This is a genomic window from Flavobacterium sp. 21.1, from assembly GCF_057801535.1.
Genome location: NZ_JBYNXA010000002.1, coordinates 300,301 through 318,668, shown reverse-complemented (window position 1 = coordinate 318,668; position 18,368 = coordinate 300,301). Strand labels below are relative to the sequence as shown.

Here is an 18,368-nt window from a genome sequence, read left to right as displayed (position 1 = left end):
CAATTGATAACCGACTTCTATTAGCATAGACGAGTGAAGTTTAAAAATGGTTGTATCTAAAGTGAAAAAAAATCAAAAAAAATAATCATTCATGTTCGCAGCCTTCACAATCGATTACTACGACAGCACACTGATCATTATTTTTTTCTTTCTATCACATAATTAACCATCAACGTAAGGGCATCTTTATAGGCAGAATGGGGAAAATCTTCAATGAGTTGAAGGGCGTCTTTTTGGAACTGCACCATCTTTTGTTCGGCATAACCCAATCCGTTTTTGTCTTTTACGAACTGAATCACCTCACGAACACGTTTTTTGTCTTTATTATGATTTTTAACCGAATTGATCACCCAGCTTTTTTCTTTGGAAGAACAGTTGTTAAGGGCATAAATGAGGGGCAGGGTCATTTTTTGTTCTTTGATGTCGATACCGGTTGGTTTTCCGATGGCGTCATCCGTATAATCGAATAAATCGTCTTTGATCTGAAATGCCATCCCGATAAGTTCACCAAATTTACGCATGCGTTCGATCACCTCATCATTATCCGGATAAACAGCACAGGCGCCAAGCGAACAACAGGCTGCAATTAGGGTAGCGGTTTTTTGGCGGATGATTTCATAATAAACATCTTCTGTGATATCCAGTCGGCGGGCTTTTTCAATTTGAAGCAACTCCCCCTCGCTCATTTCCCGAACGGCTACCGAGATAATTTTAAGCAGATCGAAATCGCCATTGTCAATCGAAAGAAGCAAACCTTTTGAAAGCAGGAAATCACCAACTAACACGGCAATCTTATTTTTCCACAAGGCATTCACGGAGAAAAAGCCACGTCTTCGGTTGCTGTCGTCAACCACATCATCGTGGACTAAAGTCGCAGTATGGATCAGCTCAATTACTGAAGCACCACGATAGGCGCGCTCATTTACTGTCCCGCCCGACACCATTTTAGCAGTAAGAAAAACAAACATCGGACGCATCTGTTTCCCTTTCCTGTTAACGATGTAATGCGTAATCCTGTTTAAAAGCGCCACTTTGGAAGACATGGAATCCCGAAACTTTCGCTCGAAAAGTTCCATCTCCATGCTGATTGGCTCTTTTATCTGCTCAACGACTTTCATTTAATGGGCTTGTGCTTTTTTACTTATAGAAAACGAAATCGTAATTTGCTTCGTAGAATTCAAAGATACAATTCTATATGAAATAAAAAATATTGTTTTTCCGTTAAACCTTTTTAAGTATTTTGCATCTATTAGAAATAACTAAAACCTGCCTTTATGAAAACAAGAAATTTTTTAAAATCGATTGTACTTATCATGGCCCTTTCTTTGATTGGCTGTAATAAAGACGAGGAAAACAGCAATGCAAACCAGATGACTGCTGACGACGTTAGCGTGAATGCAAAAATAGATGCCATATCGAACGATATTTCTGAAATTGCAGAAGACCAGTTGGATGCACAAAGCTCAGCAAGAATGAGAACTCATCATTCTATTTTACCGGATTGCGCCACCGTTACCACAACCGTAAGCGGAAATACCTGGACCAGTGTTGTTGATTTTGGCACTACCGGATGCCAATACTACAACGGAGCAATGCTAAGAGGCCAGATTATTATCAGCGGCAGTACGGATTTCCAGCAATCGCCTTATGTGTGGACCTACAACTTCAACAATTTCTATTATAATAACATTTTAGTGGAAGGTACCAAGACGCTTTCAAGAACAATTCACCAAACGAGCGCACTTGCCACGCCACATCCCGTCGTGGTTATTGATTTGGATTTAGACATTACGCTTCCAAACGGAAACATGTATTCCAGAACCGGAACAAGAACAAGAGAATTAATCGTAGGATATGATACGCCGATGATTTTCCTTGACAATGTATACCACATTACAGGAAACTGGTCAACAATAGGCACAAACCATTCGTATACATCCACGATAACAACTCCTTTAAGAGTAGAAATTGCCTGTGCGTACAAATTGGTTTTCGGTGTAATTACAATAAACAGAAATAATCATACCGCAGTAGTAGATTACGGAGACGGGCATTGCGATAATACCGGCACCATTTCGATCGACGGCGGAGCAGCTACCCCTTTTACTTTCGGAAACTAAAAGTCTGGTAACTTATTAAAACAAAAACGTTCGCTTTACTGGCGAACGTTTTTGTTTATGCTTCTTTATTGGCTAACTGACCACAGGCGGCATCTATATCTTTTCCTCTGCTTCGGCGTACCTTGACTACGATGTCATTTCTTTCCAAAGCGATGATATAATCTTCAATGGCGTGTTGGGAAGCCTGCTGAAAATGACCGTCATCAATCGGGTTGTATTCGATCAGATTCACTTTACACGGAACATATTTGCAGAATTTCACCAAAGCATCGATCGATTTTTTATCATCGTTGATTCCTCGCCAAACCACATATTCGTAAGTAACTTTACTTTTTGTTTTTTTGTACCAATATTCCAAGGCTTCTTTTAAATCCGGCAATGGGAAATCTTTAGTAAACGGCATGATTTCGTTTCGGATTTCCTCAATGGCAGAGTGCAGGGAAACCGCCAGTTTGAATTTCACTTCGTCATCAGCCATCTTCTTGATCATTTTGGAAATCCCCGAAGTGGAAACCGTAATTCGTTTTGGCGACATGCCCAATCCTTCCGGAGAAGTAATTTTATCGATCGCCTTCATCACATTGGGATAATTCATCAAAGGCTCTCCCATTCCCATGAAAACGATATTTGACAAAGGTCGGTTATAATACAAACGACTTTCACTGTCAATGGCTGCCACCTGATCGTAAATTTCATCCGGATTCAGGTTACGCATTCTTTTCAGTTTCGCCGTAGCACAGAAATTACAATCCAGACTGCAGCCAACCTGACTGGAAACACAGGCTGTTGTCCTGGTTTCGGTCGGAATCAAAACCGATTCCACAATCAGATCATCATGCAAACGAACCGCATTTTTCACTGTTCCGTCCGAACTGCGCTGCATCGTATCCACCTTAATATGGTTGATCACAAAATTCGCTTCCAGCATTTCACGCGTGTGTTTGGAAACATTGGTCATATCCTCAAACTTGTGCGCACGCTTTTGCCACAACCATTCGTATACCTGATTCCCACGAAAAGCTTTATCGCCATTCGCCACAAAAAAATCGCGTAACTGGTCTTTGGTTAAAGCACGTATATCCTTCTTCTCCATTTGCATGGCGCAAAGTTAATTACAATTTATGGATTTGGTTCTTGCTTAATTTGTAAATTTGTGTGAAAACTTTTTTAAATGAAATATGTCTTCATCCTTTGCGGTTTTTTACTAATCAACTGCGCTTCTGTCAAAAACAGAACTAATCCAGATAAAATTATAACTTACGACGCATCAAAAAACGTTAGTTATATTACAAGTCATTATAAATTCGACACCATAAGTCTTCCTGGTCATTGGACAAAAATCACCAAATTACATAATGGGACAAATGTAGGATATCATTCATACGGTTTAGAAAACGATAAAAAAGACCAAATTGAATTTTCTATAGGCCTTTTTAGAGATAGTGGATACTACCAAGCCGGAATGGATATCAGAACTTATACAAGACAAATGGCCGAAATGAAATTACGAATTGCCAAATCAAATATTACAACTGTAAAAAAACAAATTACTGATATAAAAGAACACATTACTGACAATGTCACCTTTTACACCTTTAGTTATACTGAAGACAATTTATTCAAATATTCTCTGGTAGGTGGCAGAGGAGATTTTCAATACGATATCAGGCTTTACCCATCTACAATTAACGAAGAAAAAAACATACAATACCTAATCGATTTATTCCAAAAAACAAACGCGAAACCAAAATCATAATACTATGCATTTTATATCCGAAGCTCTAGAAGACTACGTAGCGCTACATTCCGAAAACGAACCGGAGTTGTTAGCGCGCCTAAATAAGGAAACCCACCAGAAAATATTACAACCCAGAATGCTGAGCGGACATTTTCAGGGGCGTTTCCTAAGCATGATGTCGAAACTTATCCGTCCGACGAACATTCTTGAAATCGGAACTTACACCGGATATGCTGCTTTATGTATGGCGGAAGGCCTACCGGAAAATGGCACTTTGGACACCATCGATAATAACGAAGAACTGTATGACTTCCAAAGAAAATATTTCGACCAATCGCAATGGGGAAAGCAGATTCATCAACATTTAGGCAATGCCTTGAAAATCATCCCAACATTAAATAAGAAATTCGATTTGGTTTTTATCGATGCCGACAAGGAAAACTACATCCACTATTTCAATATGATTGTGCCGATGATGAACAAAGGCGGTCTGATTTTATCGGACAATGTTTTATGGAGCGGAAAAGTACTGGAAGAAGTTAAAGCCAATGACAAGAGCACTAAAGTACTGTTGGAATATAACGAAATCCTAAAAAACGATCCGAGAGTGGAAACAGTTTTACTTCCGATTCGCGACGGATTGACCATGAGCAGAGTAATATAAAAAACAAAATCCCGATCTGAAATCGGGATTTTTTATATACTCTCGGGAAAATATTTCTTTCTGAAAATCAGGTACAATTTTGAAAAGCCGTATCCGAATAACGCTCCGAAGAAATAGCCTGAAAGAATATCGCTCGGAAAATGTAAGCCCAGATAAATTCGGCTATAAGCAAATATCAGCGGAAACAGAAACAGCAGAAAAGCGTATTTGTAATATTTCTTCAAAATCAAAAACACAAATAGGGTTGATGCCATTGAATTGGCTGCGTGACCGGAATAATAGCTGTAGGTATCACTCGCTTTTACAATTCGGATAATGCTTTTAATTTCCAAATCGTTACATGGCCTCAATCGTTGTACATTGTTTTTTATGAGATTGCAAAATTGATCGCTAAAGGCAACTAAAGCCGCAATGGAAATAAGAATTAAAAACAAATGTTTCCAGCCTAACTTTTTGTAGAGAAGATAAAAAACGTATAAAAAAACGGGAGCCCAATGAAGCTGTTTGGTAATCAACAGCCAAAAGCCATCAAATTGTTCCGACCCCAATCCGTTTAGGAAAACGAAAAGTTGTTTATCTAACTGAATGATTTTTTCCAAAATTACATCTGTCTTTTAATCGGACCGGTCATATCTTCGATATCTTCTTTGGCCTTATCAATTTCTTTGGTAATATCGGAAGTCAGATCCAATTGCTTCATCGGATTCAGATCATTAAGATCATTCAATCCGTTTGCTTCGGCACTTTTCTGAATTTCATTTTTGATATCGTTTGTGGCATTTTTAAGCTGCGCCATACCTTTACCTAAAGTACGTGCGATATCCGGAATCTTATCGGATCCGAACAACATCAAAGCTATAAATATAATGAGGATTATTTCTCCTCCTCCTACTCCGAACATAATTTTGTAATTACGGGTTGTAATGCGACAAAGTTACAAAGTTTTAAAATGGAATATGTTATTAAAAACCAAAAAGCCATCCGTTTAAGATGGCTTTTTTCAATTATTTTGTATTCTGGGAGAGTTCGTCAAATTTTGACTTCACTTCTTCTTTTGGCCAGGTATTGTTAGTTACATCAATATCCGCCGTTTCCAGCTTCGGATCCAATTGGATTTTCTTCAATGGTTTCTCTGTAGCAAAAACGCGTTTTACCGTATCGTTTCCTTTTCTCCAGATCTGTACCGGGAAATGGTGGTTCTCTTTCGTTCCGTCTTCAAACTGCAATTCTACGATTACCGGCATCATCATTCCTCCCGGTTTGTCGAATTCCACTTCATAGAAATACTTCGGTTGTTTTAATTCATTACGGACTTCAGGACTTAGACGGTTCACATATTCCGACAATGTTTTTACATCTTGTATGTTCAATGGCTTCTTCACTTCCGGTTTGAAATCTTCTCCTCCTTCAGCAACCATGTAGACCATTGGCTCTCCCGAATTGATTTTTCTTCCTCTGCGGTTGAATTGTTCCTGAACTGCTTTACCTGGATTTTCAGTTACGTAAAATTGTTTCACTTCTTTAATACCGATATCAACATAATCCGTTGAATAGAACCACCCTCTCCAGAACCAGTCTAAATCCACAGCTGAAGCATCTTCCATTGTCCTGAAGAAATCTTCCGGAGTCGGATGCTTGAATTTCCAACGTTGTGCGTATGTTCTGAACGCATGATCAAACAAGTCATGTCCCATAATGGTTTCACGAAGAATATTCAGTCCGGTAGCGGGTTTTGAATATCCGTTAGCACCGAAGTTGTAGATTGTTTCTGAATTCGACATGATCGGCTCTAAGAACTTCTGATCACCGCTCATGTACGGAACAATTTTAGCCGCCGGTCCGCGACTTGAAGGGAAGTTTTTATCCCAGCTTTGTTCTGTCAGATATTCTAAAAATGTATTTAATCCTTCATCCATCCATGTCCACTGACGCTCGTCAGAGTTTACGATCATCGGGAAGAAATTGTGTCCTACCTCATGGATGATCACACCCATCATTCCGTATTTGATTCTATCGCTTACATAACCTTTTTCATCTGGACGACCATAGTTCCAGCAGATCATCGGATACTCCATTCCCTGGTCTTCCGCAGAAATCGAAATCGCTTTCGGATAAGGATAATCAAAAGTATATTTTGAATAGGATTTTAACGTATGTGCCACTACTCGGGTAGAATTATCGCCCCAAAGCGGATTGGCTTCCGGCGGATAACAAGAAATTGCCATTACCGTTTTACCGTTTTCCAATTTAACGGCCATCGCATCATAAATGAATTTTCTTGAAGTTGAGAATCCGAAGTCACGAACATTCGTTGCTTTGAATTTCCATGTTTTCTTTTCAGTTGAAAAACCTTTTGCTGCTTCTTCCGCTTCTTGCTGGGTCACAATCACAACCGGCTTATCATAGGTTTTCTCTGCCAGTTCGTAACGCTTTACCTGCTCGGCATTATATACATCTTTTCTGTTCTGTAACACTCCCGTTCCTTCCAAAACGTGGTCGGCAGGCGTAGTGATATTTACTTCAAAATTTCCGAAAGGGAGCGCGAATTCACCGGAACCCCAGAACTGCATGTTTTGCCATCCTTCCACGTCATTATAAACGGCCATTCTCGGGTAAAACTGTGCAATTACGTACAGATTGTTTCCGTCTTTATCAAAATGTTCGTATCCGGAACGACCTCCGTCTACCATATAATTGTTGATGTTGTACCACCATTTAATATCGAAAGAAACCTTATCGCCTTTTTTAAGCGGTTTCTCCAAATCAATACGCATCATCGTTTGATTGATGGTATATTGCATTGGTCTTCCTTTGGAATCTTTTACATATTCGATGTTAAATCCGCCGTCAAAACGAGGCTGCATGAACTGTCTTGAAAACTCGCCCGTAGACATTGCGCTACCAACTCTTTGTCCTTGCGTCAAAGGTGATTTCCCATCTCTTTTCTTTTCATTCTGATCCAGCTGAACCCAAAGATAAGTTAGCGTTTCCGGTGAATTATTATGATAGGTAATCGTTTCCGATCCGTATAATTTAGTGTTTTTATCATCCAGTTCGATGTCGATTTTATAATCTGCCTGTTGCTGATAATAAGCCGGTCCCGGAGCTCCTGAAGCCGTTCGGTAGGAATTCGGGGTCGCCATTTCATGGTACATCTGGCTGAACTTGTTTGTATCTCCATGTCCGGGCTCTCTCTTTTTATCAGCAGGCTTTGTTTCCTGCGCTAAACTTATAAAAGGGATCGCCAACGCAACCAATGAAAAAACTGAAACTGATTTTCTCATATTCTATCTATTGTTTGTTTTTGTCTAAAATTCAAAATCACCGTCTGTTTCACTATCTGTCAGCAACAAACTTTTTTTGTTACCGTTTATATTGAAATGAACTATATTTTGTTGTTCGGGAAATATTTCGGTCAATATGGAATTGTGCATTCCCATCGATGTAATTTTTTCGGGCACAGAAGTAGTAAGATAGCAGATTAACACATTATCCTCGGTTTCCTTGCCTAAAAATTTCAGGGTTTTGGCCTTTCTGTTTACGGACAACTGCATTTTTTCAGAAAGGTAACTTTTGAGAAGTTCGTTGGTCTCCGCAATTTCCTTCGGAGTTGCCAGATACAGCTTCTTTTTGTATTTGGCCTCGAGTGCTTTTTCGATGTCATCAATGAAGATACGGGCCGTTAGCTGCACCTCTTTTTTCTTATCGGAATAATTGATCTGATAAACACCAACATAGAATTTGTGCAAAGCAAAAGAGCTCAGCACAACGAAAAGGAACACAGGGAAAAAATACTGAAAATATTTCCTCATGTGCCAAATGTAGTAAAAGAAACTATTTACCGATTTTTTTTATGATATTCTTCACTTTTTTTTTGAAGAAACTCAATCAGTTCGAATTCGTTTTTCGGATTAAGCAGCGCTCTGCTTTTTGGAGAAGTATCGTCGCAGTAGGCTAAAAACAAATCGATTTCTTCGGGTTTTAATTTAAGGGTTTCGGTGAAAAACTGCGGGTCGAATTTTTCCTTGACACCTTCAGCGAAGACTTTTTCGGTAACATATTCGATTTTCTTTTCTTTGGGCTTGTGATTAAAAATAGCCTTAGACGCCTTTTTCCCTAGTGCGACAAAATCCACACCACTGAAACTGTTACCGCTTCCCGGTGTGATTTGCGCCAAAGAATTATCTACTTTATTGTATTTCGGAACAGGGTTTGAAAAATCAATTTCTTTGGAATCCACGTCCACCGTTTTGATTCTGAGGTTTTTGGAATCTGTTTCCAGATTACCGGTTAAGGTGTAAGGCCGCACCAGAACTTCATCAAGTTCGGTAACTTTAACCGAAAGACGAATTTTAACCACTTTATCTTCGAGGTGTACTTTATTGATCACTAAAACCGAGGAATTAAAGGCGATAGCACTGAAAACCAGCGTATCCTTTTCTTTGACGAACATGCTGAAATTCCCCTTATCATCTGTGATGGTTATTCTTTTTGATGTGGTGTTTCTCACAACAATATTGTCCACGTCCAGAGAATCAGCAATCACTACTCCTCTGAGCAATACCCGGTTAACATCCTGAGCCATCGCGGTTAACGACAACAGCATCAGAAAAATAAGCAATTTAGTTTTCATCGGACGCTCTTTTATTATATTCTGAAGCCAGTTTTATCAATTCAAATTTTATCAGCCATTTGTTTTTCTGCTGCATAATATTCGCTAATCCCTGATTTTCGGCAGCAAAAACATAAAACCCATACAAATGTTCCGATGGAATCTTTAGTTCGTCAACAAAATAAGCTTCATTAAACATCTGCTTAAGTTTGTCCTGTAACTGTAAATTCCTCACTACGACACCAATTTCTTTCTTCCGCCGTTTGGCCGTTCCGTCCAGCGCATAAATCAGGGATTCAAATGGTCCCGTTTGTGCCGTATAATACCTTCTTACAGCTCTTTCTTCAGGGGCCTGTATTTTCATTCCTTTCGGCACCAATCCTAAACTTTCTGCCGTGATGTTGCTTTTATCGATTACAATCTCTTTTAACTGAATAATCTTAACGCTCATTTTTACCAAAAAAGGCAGATAATCGAAATCCTCTTTTTCAATGACAATTCGCTTGTCATTTAACTGCACCGAGGTAAAAAGCAAAGTGTCGCCCACTTTTGCATACATGGCAAACGATCCATCGTACCGTGTCGACATTTCTTTCATGGAGGCAAGGTTTTTCACAGTAATACCCTCCAAATCTCTAAGATCAGCTACCACTCTTCCGTTGAGCAGTTTGGAATCCTGAGCTGTACAAACCGTTACCATCAGCAGAAAAACAAAAAGAATTTTACTTTTCATCAGCCAATCGTTTCAGGTATTCTGACGCCAGTTGCACTAACTCCAACTTTATCAGCGACTTGTTTTTTTGTTTCACCACAGTTGCCAATTTTTGATTTTCGGCTGCAAATACAAAAAAGCCATTTAGATAAGTGGGCGGTATCTTTAATTCGTCAATAAAATACGATTCCTCGAACATGCCGGAAAGTTTCCCTTGCAGCATTTCTGATCGTTCTGCTATAATTTCTTTTTTGATCCTGTCGGTTCTTCCGTTAATTTTATTAAGTATCGGCTCTATCGGCAAACTTCCTCCCAAAATCCCCAACAGATCAATCGGTCTGAAATCACCTGCCGTCATCAGCCTTCGTTCTGCCGGGGTGTAGGTTTTCATCCCCTTCGGAATAATCCCCAGACTAACTGCATCTATGCCACTATCAACAATTACAACTTCTTTTAATTGCGTTACTTTCATTTTCATTTTCACTAAAAAAGGCAGATAATCGAAATCTTCTTTTTCAATTACAACGATTTTCTCATGTAACTGGACCGCGGTAAAAACCAACGTATCACCTGCTTTTGCATAAATGGAAAACAACCCGTCTTCCAAAGTCGCCACTTCTTTTCCTGACGACCGGTTTAAAACAGTAATTCCCTGCAGATCCTTACCCGCAGAAACTACCTTCCCGTTAAGGAGTTTTGCATTTTGAGCAGCGCAGACCGTCACAATAAAAAAAGAAACAAATAGTAATATATTTTTCATCTACACTAATTTTAAAACAGTTTGTTGGAACTGCAACCCAAAACACTAGCTCAACTGCCGGATAACTCAAAACTGTAGTGAAAACATTACACCTTAAAGTTACGCTAATTATCTGAATTCCTGAAACATGCGCAATGCAAATAATCGTTTTTTCTTAAAAAATCCGACGACAATTCGATAAACCGGCATCAGCGGCAAAATAAGAGAATCCAAACGCAAAAAGAAAAAAACCAATCGGATTGTAAAAGTATCTGCGAAGTTTGCCAATTTCTGCCAACAAATTTGTAATTTTTTGTTAAACCGGAAATCCGAATCCTACAATTCATTTTTGAAATTCTATACCTTTGTCACAAAGATTTAAAAATGAAACGAATAATTATTGCCAGCACCTCTACTTTATATGAAGGAAGTTATTTGGAATACCTGCTTCCAACTTTAAAAACACATTTCAGCGGAATCAGCAAAATCCTTTTCATTCCCTATGCGAGACCGGGCGGAATTTCACACGATGATTATACCAAGAAAGTGAGCGAGGCCTTCTCAAAAATCAACATTGCGGTAAACGGCATTCACGAATTCGAAAATCAGATTGAAGCATTACAACAGGCGGAAGGTATTTTTACCGGTGGCGGAAATACTTTTCTGTTAGTTACACAACTATATAAAACCGGAATCATTGAAACATTGGAGCAAGTCGTAAAAAACGGCACGCCTTACCTTGGAACTTCTGCCGGAAGTAACATCTGCGGACTTACCATGGGAACCACCAATGATATGCCGATTGTTTATCCGCCAAGTTTTAATACACTCGCGTTCGTTCCTTTCAATATCAATCCGCACTACCTTGACCCAATTGAAGGTTCTACGCATATGGGGGAAACCCGCGAGACACGTATTAACGAATTTCACAACTTCAATTCACAGCCCGTTTTGGGATTACGCGAAGGAAGCTGGCTGGAAGTGCATGGTAAAAAAATCACCTTAAAAGGAACATTGCCGGCACGATTGTTCAAACAGAATCAGAAAGCGGTAGAAGTTGAAAGCGGAACTGACTTATCGCACCTGAAATAAAGCATTAAAACCATTGATTTCTAGAAATTTAGTAAGAAATTTTTCTTAAATTTGTAGAAATCAGTTGGTTATGGAAATTCGAATCGAAGCCATCCAGATTGCTGAATCCTTTAATATCAAAAAGTTTCGCACCGAATTTCGTACCGAGGCTTTTTCGGGTTCCACTTCCGAAGTATTTTATGCACTTACGGAAAGCGACCGTTATTTGTATATTTTTGACTATGGCGTGGTTGTTTTTGCTAATTATGATGCGATTGCCAAAAGCGAATTCCTGAACTTCGTTAAAAATTACGCCACCAATCCTGTCGATTTAAATTTATTCGAAGAATACCTCATCCGAACCAACGGCCCGGTGGAAAGATTTACGGTAAAAAACGATTATGTGGTCGTTTCTCAGATTGACCCTGCATTGCTTCGAATCGTTATGCTCAACACCGGCCAGTCCGTTGCTCTGGAATACTATGAAATGCTTACCGACGAATTAATCACTTCATCAAAACACTACATTCTGGAGCTGGAGCAGAAAGGAAGGCTGAGCATCTCAAAAACCGATTTGCTTAAATACATCGGAAAAGTATTGAATGTCAAAAACAGCATCATTGACAATTTATACATCCTGGACGACCCCAATCTTGTTTGGGACAATGAAGGACTCAACCTTCTTAATCGCAATTTGAAGAATAATTTTGACATCCATCCCCGCTTTAAAGATCTGGACTACCGATTACAGATCGTTGAAGACAACCTTACGCTGTTTACAGATGTTTTGAATGTGCGGGAAAGCCATCGTTTGGAATGGATCATCATTATTCTGATCGCGTTCGAAATAATAATGACCTTGTTTAAAGTAGTCTAACTAATTGTTCGAAAACTAATAAAAACAAAAAAGCCTCAAACTTTCGCTTGAGGCTTGGAGCGGAAGACGAGGCTCGAACTCGCGACAACCAGCTTGGAAGGCTGGAGCTCTACCAACTGAGCTACTTCCGCAGGTGATGATCTTTTAAAACTTTCATCTAAGTTTAGGAGCGGAAGACGAGGCTCGAACTCGCGACAACCAGCTTGGAAGGCTGGAGCTCTACCAACTGAGCTACTTCCGCATTATTGTGGTGCAAATATAGACAAATATTTTTCTTCCAAACAAACTTTTTTTTAAAAAATATCGTGTAACTTGAAGCAACTTTTAGAGTATTTCGTCATCTAATAGATAATCGATTTATTTTTAGCAAGTTATTATCATTAAACACAACTGAAAATTTATGATTTTAATCCGTCAAATTGAAGCCGAAGACACATTTTCTGTCAGACAGCCCGTTTTAAGACCGGGCAAACCAATCGAAAGTTGTCATTTCGATGGCGATAATTTAGGAACCACGGCACACTTTGGCCTTTCCGAAAACGAAGAATTATTGGCCGTCGTTTCAATATACAAAACAAAATATCCGGATTGTACCATAGAAAACCAGTTCCAGATGCGGGGCATGGCTGTTCTTGAAAACCACCAACGCATGGGTTTCGGTGAACAATTAGTTAAAAAAGCGGAACATTACGTAAAAGAAAAAAGTGGCAAACTGATTTGGTTCAACGCAAGACAAAAAGCCGTCTCCTTTTACCAAAAATTAGGTTATAAAACGAAAGGCGATGTTTTTGAAATTGAAGGGGTCGGCCCTCATTTTATTATGTATAAACGCCTTTAAAATGTTAAAAAGCAATGACAGCGACAGTATTTTTTGTAACTTACAAATCATAAAAATAAAATTTATCATGTCCTGCAAATACCTCTTTTTTTTACTCCCCATACTTTTTATGAACTGTAAAAAAGAAGTTGTTCTGGCAAAAAACAGCCAGCAGGATCCTCCAAAGGTAATTCCTATATATTCTCCGAAATCCATTGCTTTTGACAGTACTTTGCTTTGGGATAAATCCGAGCAGGTTAAAGAATTCTACCGCAACAATCTTTTCAGAACCGTTTGGACGGAAAACGAAGACCGAAAAGCCCTGATCGATTTAGTAAAAGACTCCGGAAGCGAAGGTTTGAATCCGGAAGATTACAAATTAAGCGCACTTGAAAAACAGGACAATACAAAAACAAAACTGACTCCGGATGAAATGGTCAATTTTGACATCCTTTTAACAGAATCATTCCACAAATTTGCCAACCACTTATATAATGGGAAGTTAAACCCTCAACAATTGTACGGCAATTGGGATACCGGCAATAAAAAGATCAAAGCCATCAATTTGCTTCAGGAGGCCATCAGACATCACGATGTTCAAAAAACATTAGACACTTTAAAACCGGATCATATGGTCTATCAGCTGTTAAAAAAGAGTCTTAAAAAAATAAACGAAATGCCGGAGGATCATTTTGATTCCATCATAATTAGTGATAAAGACAAAATAAATCCAAACGATATAAAACCGGCGATCAGGAAAATCAAAAAAAGATTAACATACTGGGGAGACTATACGAACAAAGACAGTGTCTTCACAAACATTTACGACCGCAAAACTGTTGAAGCCGTAAAACGTTTTCAGAAACGCCATGGTTTACTCGCTGACGGGGTTATTGGCAAAAATACAGTCAACGCCATGAATGTTTCCAAAGAACAGCGCAAGAATCAAATTCTTGCGAATATGGAACGCTGGCGGTGGTTTCCGAGACACTTCGGCGACGATTATATCATCATCAACATCCCTGAATTTAAACTTTACGCGATAAAAGGAAAAGATACCGTACGAACACACAACGTAGTCGTTGGAAAAGATACACGTCAGACCCCCGTTTTATCCTCCCATTTAAGCAACCTGGTCATCAATCCTACATGGACGATTCCCCCAACGATCATAAAAGAAGATTTAGGTCCCACCGCCTCACAAAATCGCGGTTATTTTGCAGCAACAAGAATAACGATCTACGATTCCAAAGGACAGGAAGTGAATCCGCAGTACTGGAATGCTGAGAAACCCAATAATTACAGATATGTTCAAAAACCGGGAGACAATAATTCATTGGGCCGTGTTAAATTTAATTTTCCGAACGGACATCTGGTCTATCTGCATGACACTAATCATAAAGAATTGTTCGCATTGACCGGACGGTCTTTAAGTTCGGGATGCGTACGCGTAGAAAACCCGCTTGATTTGGCCTATTACATTCTTGAAACCGATGCAAATGTGATGAACCAGAAACGGGTTGAAAAAATAATCGCAACTGAAAAAACCTCGGGAATTCCTATAAAAAAACCCATCTTCATTCATCTGCTGTATTGGACAGCGTGGATAAACGAGGATGGATTTCAGTTCCGGCCGGACATTTACAATCTCGATGCCGGTCTATCGGAAAAACTACAAAGTTAGTTTTGACTGTTTTTCATAAGTTCTTGACGGGTGATAAATAAACAAACAAGATTTATTTTTTATCAGATTGATGATTTCTTTGTGAAGCGCATAAGGAATCGCAGGACATCCCTGACTTCTCCCTAATCTTCCCTGCTGTCTGATAATGCTTTCGGCAGCATAATCGGCACCGTGCATTACAACAGCTCTGTTTCTTGCATTATCGTTGATTCCGTACTCCAAACCATCCAATTTCAAAGAAAGCCCGTGTTTTCCGTTATAGGTTTCGCCCGTTGTGTAAAAACCTAAACTGCTTTTATTGGAATTTGATTCGTTTGAAAAAGAATTCGCAAATTCCTCACCGCTGTTTCTGCCGTGAGACACTACCGACTGTAATAATACAGTATTGGTTATCATATCGATTACCCAAAGACGTTTTTGAGTTGAAGACAAACTAAAGTCCACTATCGTCAAAATATCTTTTTGAACCACTCCTTGTGCTTTTAACTGAATATAACCACTTACCGCTTTGGAAAAAGCTTCCATTTTAGGCAGAGTGAATGAATTCAAATGTAAAGAACTATATAAATCTTTAACTTTTAATTCTATTGAAGATTTGGTAGTTGAGGCCAAAGCTTTCGGGTCACCATTTTCATTTATCGCTACTGATTTGAACGACAAAAGGAATAAAAATAAAACTGTAAATAATCTGTAACTCATTGATATTCTTTTTGTTATACTTCATTTGTGATAAGCCAAAAGTATATAAATAATTCAGACTACCAAATTTTTTTTGCATTTTGTCGGTAAAATTTAACATTTCGTCGATAGTGCAAAATCCTCGTAGTTAAACATTTCTTAATATTTACAAGGGTTTCCGGAAATATTTATCTTTGACATGTCAATCATCAAAAAAATCAAAAAAAAATGAAATTAAAGCTGTCCTTTTTCTTAAGCTTTATTTGTTCTACCATAGTCTTTTCGCAAGACAATCCAACGCCGGGAACGCCGAATACTCCAGCTAAAAAGACACTTACTGCCCTAAAAACAGATCAAAATGTTACGATAGACGGAAAATTAGATGAACCGTTCTGGAGCACAGCAGAAAAAGCAACCGATTTCGTAATGTTTCAGCCGGACAATGGAAAACCGGAGCTTCCGGAAGAAAAAACCATCGTACGAATCGCATACGACAATGAAGGTATCTATGTAGGTGCGGAAATGTATCAGAAAAAAGAAACCCTTCTTAAAGAAATCACCCAAAGAGATAATTTTGGAACCTCCGATCATTTTGGCGTGTTCCTGAATGGATACAACGACGGGCAACAGGATTTCCGATTGATCGTCAGCGCTGCCGGAACACAAATGGACTGTATCGCCACTCAGGAAACCGGCGAAGACTATTCCTGGGATGCCGTGTGGCACAGCGCCGTGAAAATAACCGATTTCGGTTGGGTCGTGGAAATGAAAATCCCATATGCTGCTATCCGATTTTCATCTAAGGATAAGCAGGTTTGGGGATTGAACCTGTTTAGGGAAGTACGCTACAAAAAACAAAAATATGCCTGGAACCGAATCGACGCCAATATCGGGAACATCACCCAGCAGGCCGGAATTTTGACCGGAATCGAAAACATCAAACCTCCTACCCGACTGTTCTTCATTCCCTATGCGTCAGGTTATGTAAATCATAATGAAGAAGGAACCGAGACTACTTTTAAAGGCGGAATGGATATCAAATACGGAATCAACGACTCGTTTACCCTGGATGCCATTTTAGTACCGGATTTCGGGCAGACGACCTTCGACAATAAAATCCTGAATCTCGGACCCTTCGAACAACAACTGAATGAAAACCGAAGCTTCTTTACCGAAGGTACCGATTTGTTTAATAAAGGCAACTTGTTCTATTCCAGAAGAATCGGAAGCACGCCTTCCGGAGATGTGGTTTTAGGTGAAAACGAAGAAGTAGAAAAAATGCCCAAAACGATTGACCTTCTAAACGCGCTAAAAGTTTCAGGCAGAACCTCGAAAGGATTGGGGATCGGCGTATTAAATGCGGTTACAAAAGAAACAAAGGCAACCGTAGTCAATACTGCGACAGGTGAAAGAAGAGGCGTAGTAGTAGAACCTTTAGCTAATTATAATGTATTGGTATTTGACCAGCGTTTCAGAAAAAACTCTTCGATCAGTTTTGTAAACACTAATGTTATGCGGGACGGAAGTTTTAAAGATGCGAATGTTTCCGCTGTGCTATTCGACCTGAACACTAAAGCAAATACGTATAAACTTTCAGGAAATTTCAAGTACAACCATATTAATGATGTAGAAGACAAAAACGGATTCAACACCAATCTGTATTTCGCGAAAACTTTTGGAAAATACCGTTTCAACGGAGGAGGGAATTATGTTTCGAAGGATTATGACATCAACGACCTTGGAATTAATTTCACCAACAATTATCACAATGTATTTGCTAATTTCAGTTACCGAATCTTAAATCCCACCAAACTTTTCAATTCCTTTTATCTGAATGCGAACAGTTCTCTTGAGTGGCAAAACGATACCGGATTAGTTCAGAATGCCTGGTTCAGCGGAAGTATGAATGCATCAAACAAAAAGAATGATGACTTCGGAATCGGGATCGATTTAAATCCGATAGTAACCTACGATTTTTATCAGCCGAGAACTGCGGGCCGTTACGTGTATCGTCCGAAAAGTATAGGCAGCTATATCTATTATTCTTCCAATTACAACAATCCGTTTGCGATCGATTTCAATCCATACTTCTACGTTTATGAACAAACCAAGCGTAATTCGTACGGATTTAACCTGAGTCCGCGTTACCGTTTCAGCGACAAAATGTTTCTGACTTACGGACTGAATATGGCCCGGGACAATAACGACAAAGGTTATGTGGACAAAACCGACACAGATATCATTTTCGCCAACAGAAATGTAACAACCATTGAAAATTCACTTGGCGGAAAATATGCCATCAACAGCAAAATGACTTTTAATCTGAAAGTGCGTTATTATTGGTCTTATTCGGAAATCAAAAACTATCTGACACTTCTGGACAACGGTTATTACGAACCTAATACGGAGTACAAACAAAACAACAACGACAATTTTAAGTCATGGAATTATGATTTGTCCTACGTTTGGTGGTTTGCGCCGGGAAGTCAGGTGTCTGTACTATACAGAAATTATTCAACGCATTACGAACAGCGTTTAAATAAAAATATAATTGATAACTTAGCAAATACTTTACAGAATGATCTGACTCATACTTTTTCTGTAAGTATCAAATATTTTATTGATTATAACAAAGCCAAAAACTGGCTGTAACACC

General features: G+C 39.0%; 18 protein-coding genes and 2 tRNA genes. 8 read left to right on the top strand and 12 right to left on the bottom strand.

Features of this window, described 5'->3' with window-relative positions; genetic code table 11:
• Positions 1 to 137: 137 nt before the first annotated feature.
• The gene (locus tag AC3E9U_RS04805; protein WP_488745775.1) at positions 138 to 1,118 is read right to left on the bottom strand and encodes a polyprenyl synthetase family protein; all 981 of its coding nucleotides are present in this window, start codon (positions 1,116 to 1,118) and stop codon (positions 138 to 140) included.
• A 156-nt stretch (positions 1,119 to 1,274) separates the two neighbouring features.
• Here AC3E9U_RS04805 and AC3E9U_RS04800 point away from each other — a divergent pair, with 156 nt between their 5' ends.
• Complete coding sequence (locus AC3E9U_RS04800; protein WP_488745774.1) at positions 1,275 to 2,120, top strand: hypothetical protein; 846 nt, start codon at positions 1,275 to 1,277, stop codon at positions 2,118 to 2,120.
• Positions 2,121 to 2,175: 55 nt separating this feature from the next.
• On the opposite strand, the gene rlmN is transcribed toward AC3E9U_RS04800, so the two are convergent.
• Entirely contained in the window at positions 2,176 to 3,219 is a 1,044-nt protein-coding gene (gene rlmN / locus AC3E9U_RS04795; protein WP_488745773.1) for a dual-specificity RNA methyltransferase RlmN, read from the bottom strand.
• Positions 3,220 to 3,291: 72 nt separating this feature from the next.
• Between rlmN and AC3E9U_RS04790 the strand changes: the two genes are divergently transcribed.
• Positions 3,292 to 3,876: a hypothetical protein gene (locus tag AC3E9U_RS04790; RefSeq protein ID WP_488745772.1), complete on the top strand. Its 585-nt coding sequence runs from the start codon at positions 3,292 to 3,294 to the stop codon at positions 3,874 to 3,876.
• A 4-nt stretch (positions 3,877 to 3,880) separates the two neighbouring features.
• Positions 3,881 to 4,522, top strand: coding sequence for an O-methyltransferase (locus AC3E9U_RS04785; RefSeq protein ID WP_488745771.1), 642 nt, complete (start codon positions 3,881 to 3,883; stop codon positions 4,520 to 4,522).
• Positions 4,523 to 4,554: 32 nt separating this feature from the next.
• Here the strand turns inward: AC3E9U_RS04785 and AC3E9U_RS04780 are convergent, their stop codons facing one another.
• From AC3E9U_RS04780 to AC3E9U_RS04750, 7 genes are all read right to left on the bottom strand, one after another.
• On the bottom strand, positions 4,555 to 5,124 hold the full coding sequence (locus AC3E9U_RS04780) for a phosphatase PAP2 family protein (protein ID WP_488746135.1): 570 nt from the start codon (positions 5,122 to 5,124) through the stop codon (positions 4,555 to 4,557).
• Complete coding sequence (locus tag AC3E9U_RS04775) at positions 5,124 to 5,423, bottom strand: twin-arginine translocase TatA/TatE family subunit (protein WP_488745770.1); 300 nt, start codon at positions 5,421 to 5,423, stop codon at positions 5,124 to 5,126. The genes AC3E9U_RS04780 and AC3E9U_RS04775 overlap by 1 nt, the downstream gene beginning before the upstream one ends.
• Positions 5,424 to 5,526: 103 nt before the next feature.
• Complete coding sequence (locus AC3E9U_RS04770; protein ID WP_488745769.1) at positions 5,527 to 7,806, bottom strand: M1 family metallopeptidase; 2,280 nt, start codon at positions 7,804 to 7,806, stop codon at positions 5,527 to 5,529.
• Between the two features lie 24 nt (positions 7,807 to 7,830).
• Positions 7,831 to 8,334: a DUF6702 family protein gene (locus tag AC3E9U_RS04765; RefSeq protein WP_488745768.1), complete on the bottom strand. Its 504-nt coding sequence runs from the start codon at positions 8,332 to 8,334 to the stop codon at positions 7,831 to 7,833.
• A 26-nt stretch (positions 8,335 to 8,360) separates the two neighbouring features.
• The gene (locus AC3E9U_RS04760) at positions 8,361 to 9,155 is read right to left on the bottom strand and encodes a hypothetical protein (protein WP_488745767.1); all 795 of its coding nucleotides are present in this window, start codon (positions 9,153 to 9,155) and stop codon (positions 8,361 to 8,363) included.
• Positions 9,145 to 9,867: a hypothetical protein gene (locus AC3E9U_RS04755; RefSeq protein WP_488745766.1), complete on the bottom strand. Its 723-nt coding sequence runs from the start codon at positions 9,865 to 9,867 to the stop codon at positions 9,145 to 9,147. The genes AC3E9U_RS04760 and AC3E9U_RS04755 overlap by 11 nt, the downstream gene beginning before the upstream one ends.
• Entirely contained in the window at positions 9,857 to 10,606 is a 750-nt protein-coding gene (locus tag AC3E9U_RS04750; protein WP_488745765.1) for a hypothetical protein, read from the bottom strand. The genes AC3E9U_RS04755 and AC3E9U_RS04750 overlap by 11 nt, the downstream gene beginning before the upstream one ends.
• Positions 10,607 to 10,969: 363 nt before the next feature.
• Between AC3E9U_RS04750 and pepE the strand changes: the two genes are divergently transcribed.
• Both pepE and AC3E9U_RS04740 read left to right on the top strand, forming a co-directional pair.
• Positions 10,970 to 11,677, top strand: coding sequence for a dipeptidase PepE (gene pepE / locus AC3E9U_RS04745; RefSeq protein ID WP_488745764.1), 708 nt, complete (start codon positions 10,970 to 10,972; stop codon positions 11,675 to 11,677).
• A gap of 70 nt (positions 11,678 to 11,747) precedes the next feature.
• Positions 11,748 to 12,533: an RMD1 family protein gene (locus AC3E9U_RS04740; RefSeq protein ID WP_488745763.1), complete on the top strand. Its 786-nt coding sequence runs from the start codon at positions 11,748 to 11,750 to the stop codon at positions 12,531 to 12,533.
• Between the two features lie 55 nt (positions 12,534 to 12,588).
• Here the strand turns inward: AC3E9U_RS04740 and AC3E9U_RS04735 are convergent.
• Together AC3E9U_RS04735 and AC3E9U_RS04730 are read right to left on the bottom strand one after the other, a co-directional pair.
• A tRNA-Gly gene (locus AC3E9U_RS04735) sits at positions 12,589 to 12,664 on the bottom strand.
• Between the two features lie 37 nt (positions 12,665 to 12,701).
• Positions 12,702 to 12,774 (bottom strand) — tRNA-Gly (locus AC3E9U_RS04730).
• A 159-nt stretch (positions 12,775 to 12,933) separates the two neighbouring features.
• Between AC3E9U_RS04730 and AC3E9U_RS04725 the strand changes: the two genes are divergently transcribed.
• Positions 12,934 to 13,371, top strand: coding sequence for a GNAT family N-acetyltransferase (locus tag AC3E9U_RS04725; RefSeq protein WP_488745762.1), 438 nt, complete (start codon positions 12,934 to 12,936; stop codon positions 13,369 to 13,371).
• 109 nt (positions 13,372 to 13,480) lie between these two features.
• Entirely contained in the window at positions 13,481 to 15,034 is a 1,554-nt protein-coding gene (locus AC3E9U_RS04720) for a L,D-transpeptidase family protein (protein WP_488745761.1), read from the top strand.
• Here AC3E9U_RS04720 and AC3E9U_RS04715 read toward each other — a convergent pair.
• On the bottom strand, positions 15,023 to 15,733 hold the full coding sequence (locus AC3E9U_RS04715; protein ID WP_488745760.1) for a murein L,D-transpeptidase catalytic domain family protein: 711 nt from the start codon (positions 15,731 to 15,733) through the stop codon (positions 15,023 to 15,025). The genes AC3E9U_RS04720 and AC3E9U_RS04715 overlap by 12 nt on opposite strands.
• A 207-nt stretch (positions 15,734 to 15,940) precedes the next feature.
• Here AC3E9U_RS04715 and AC3E9U_RS04710 point away from each other — a divergent pair, with 207 nt between their 5' ends.
• Positions 15,941 to 18,364, top strand: a complete 2,424-nt coding sequence (locus tag AC3E9U_RS04710) for a DUF5916 domain-containing protein (protein WP_488745759.1) — start codon at positions 15,941 to 15,943, stop codon at positions 18,362 to 18,364.
• Positions 18,365 to 18,368: the final 4 nt, after the last annotated feature.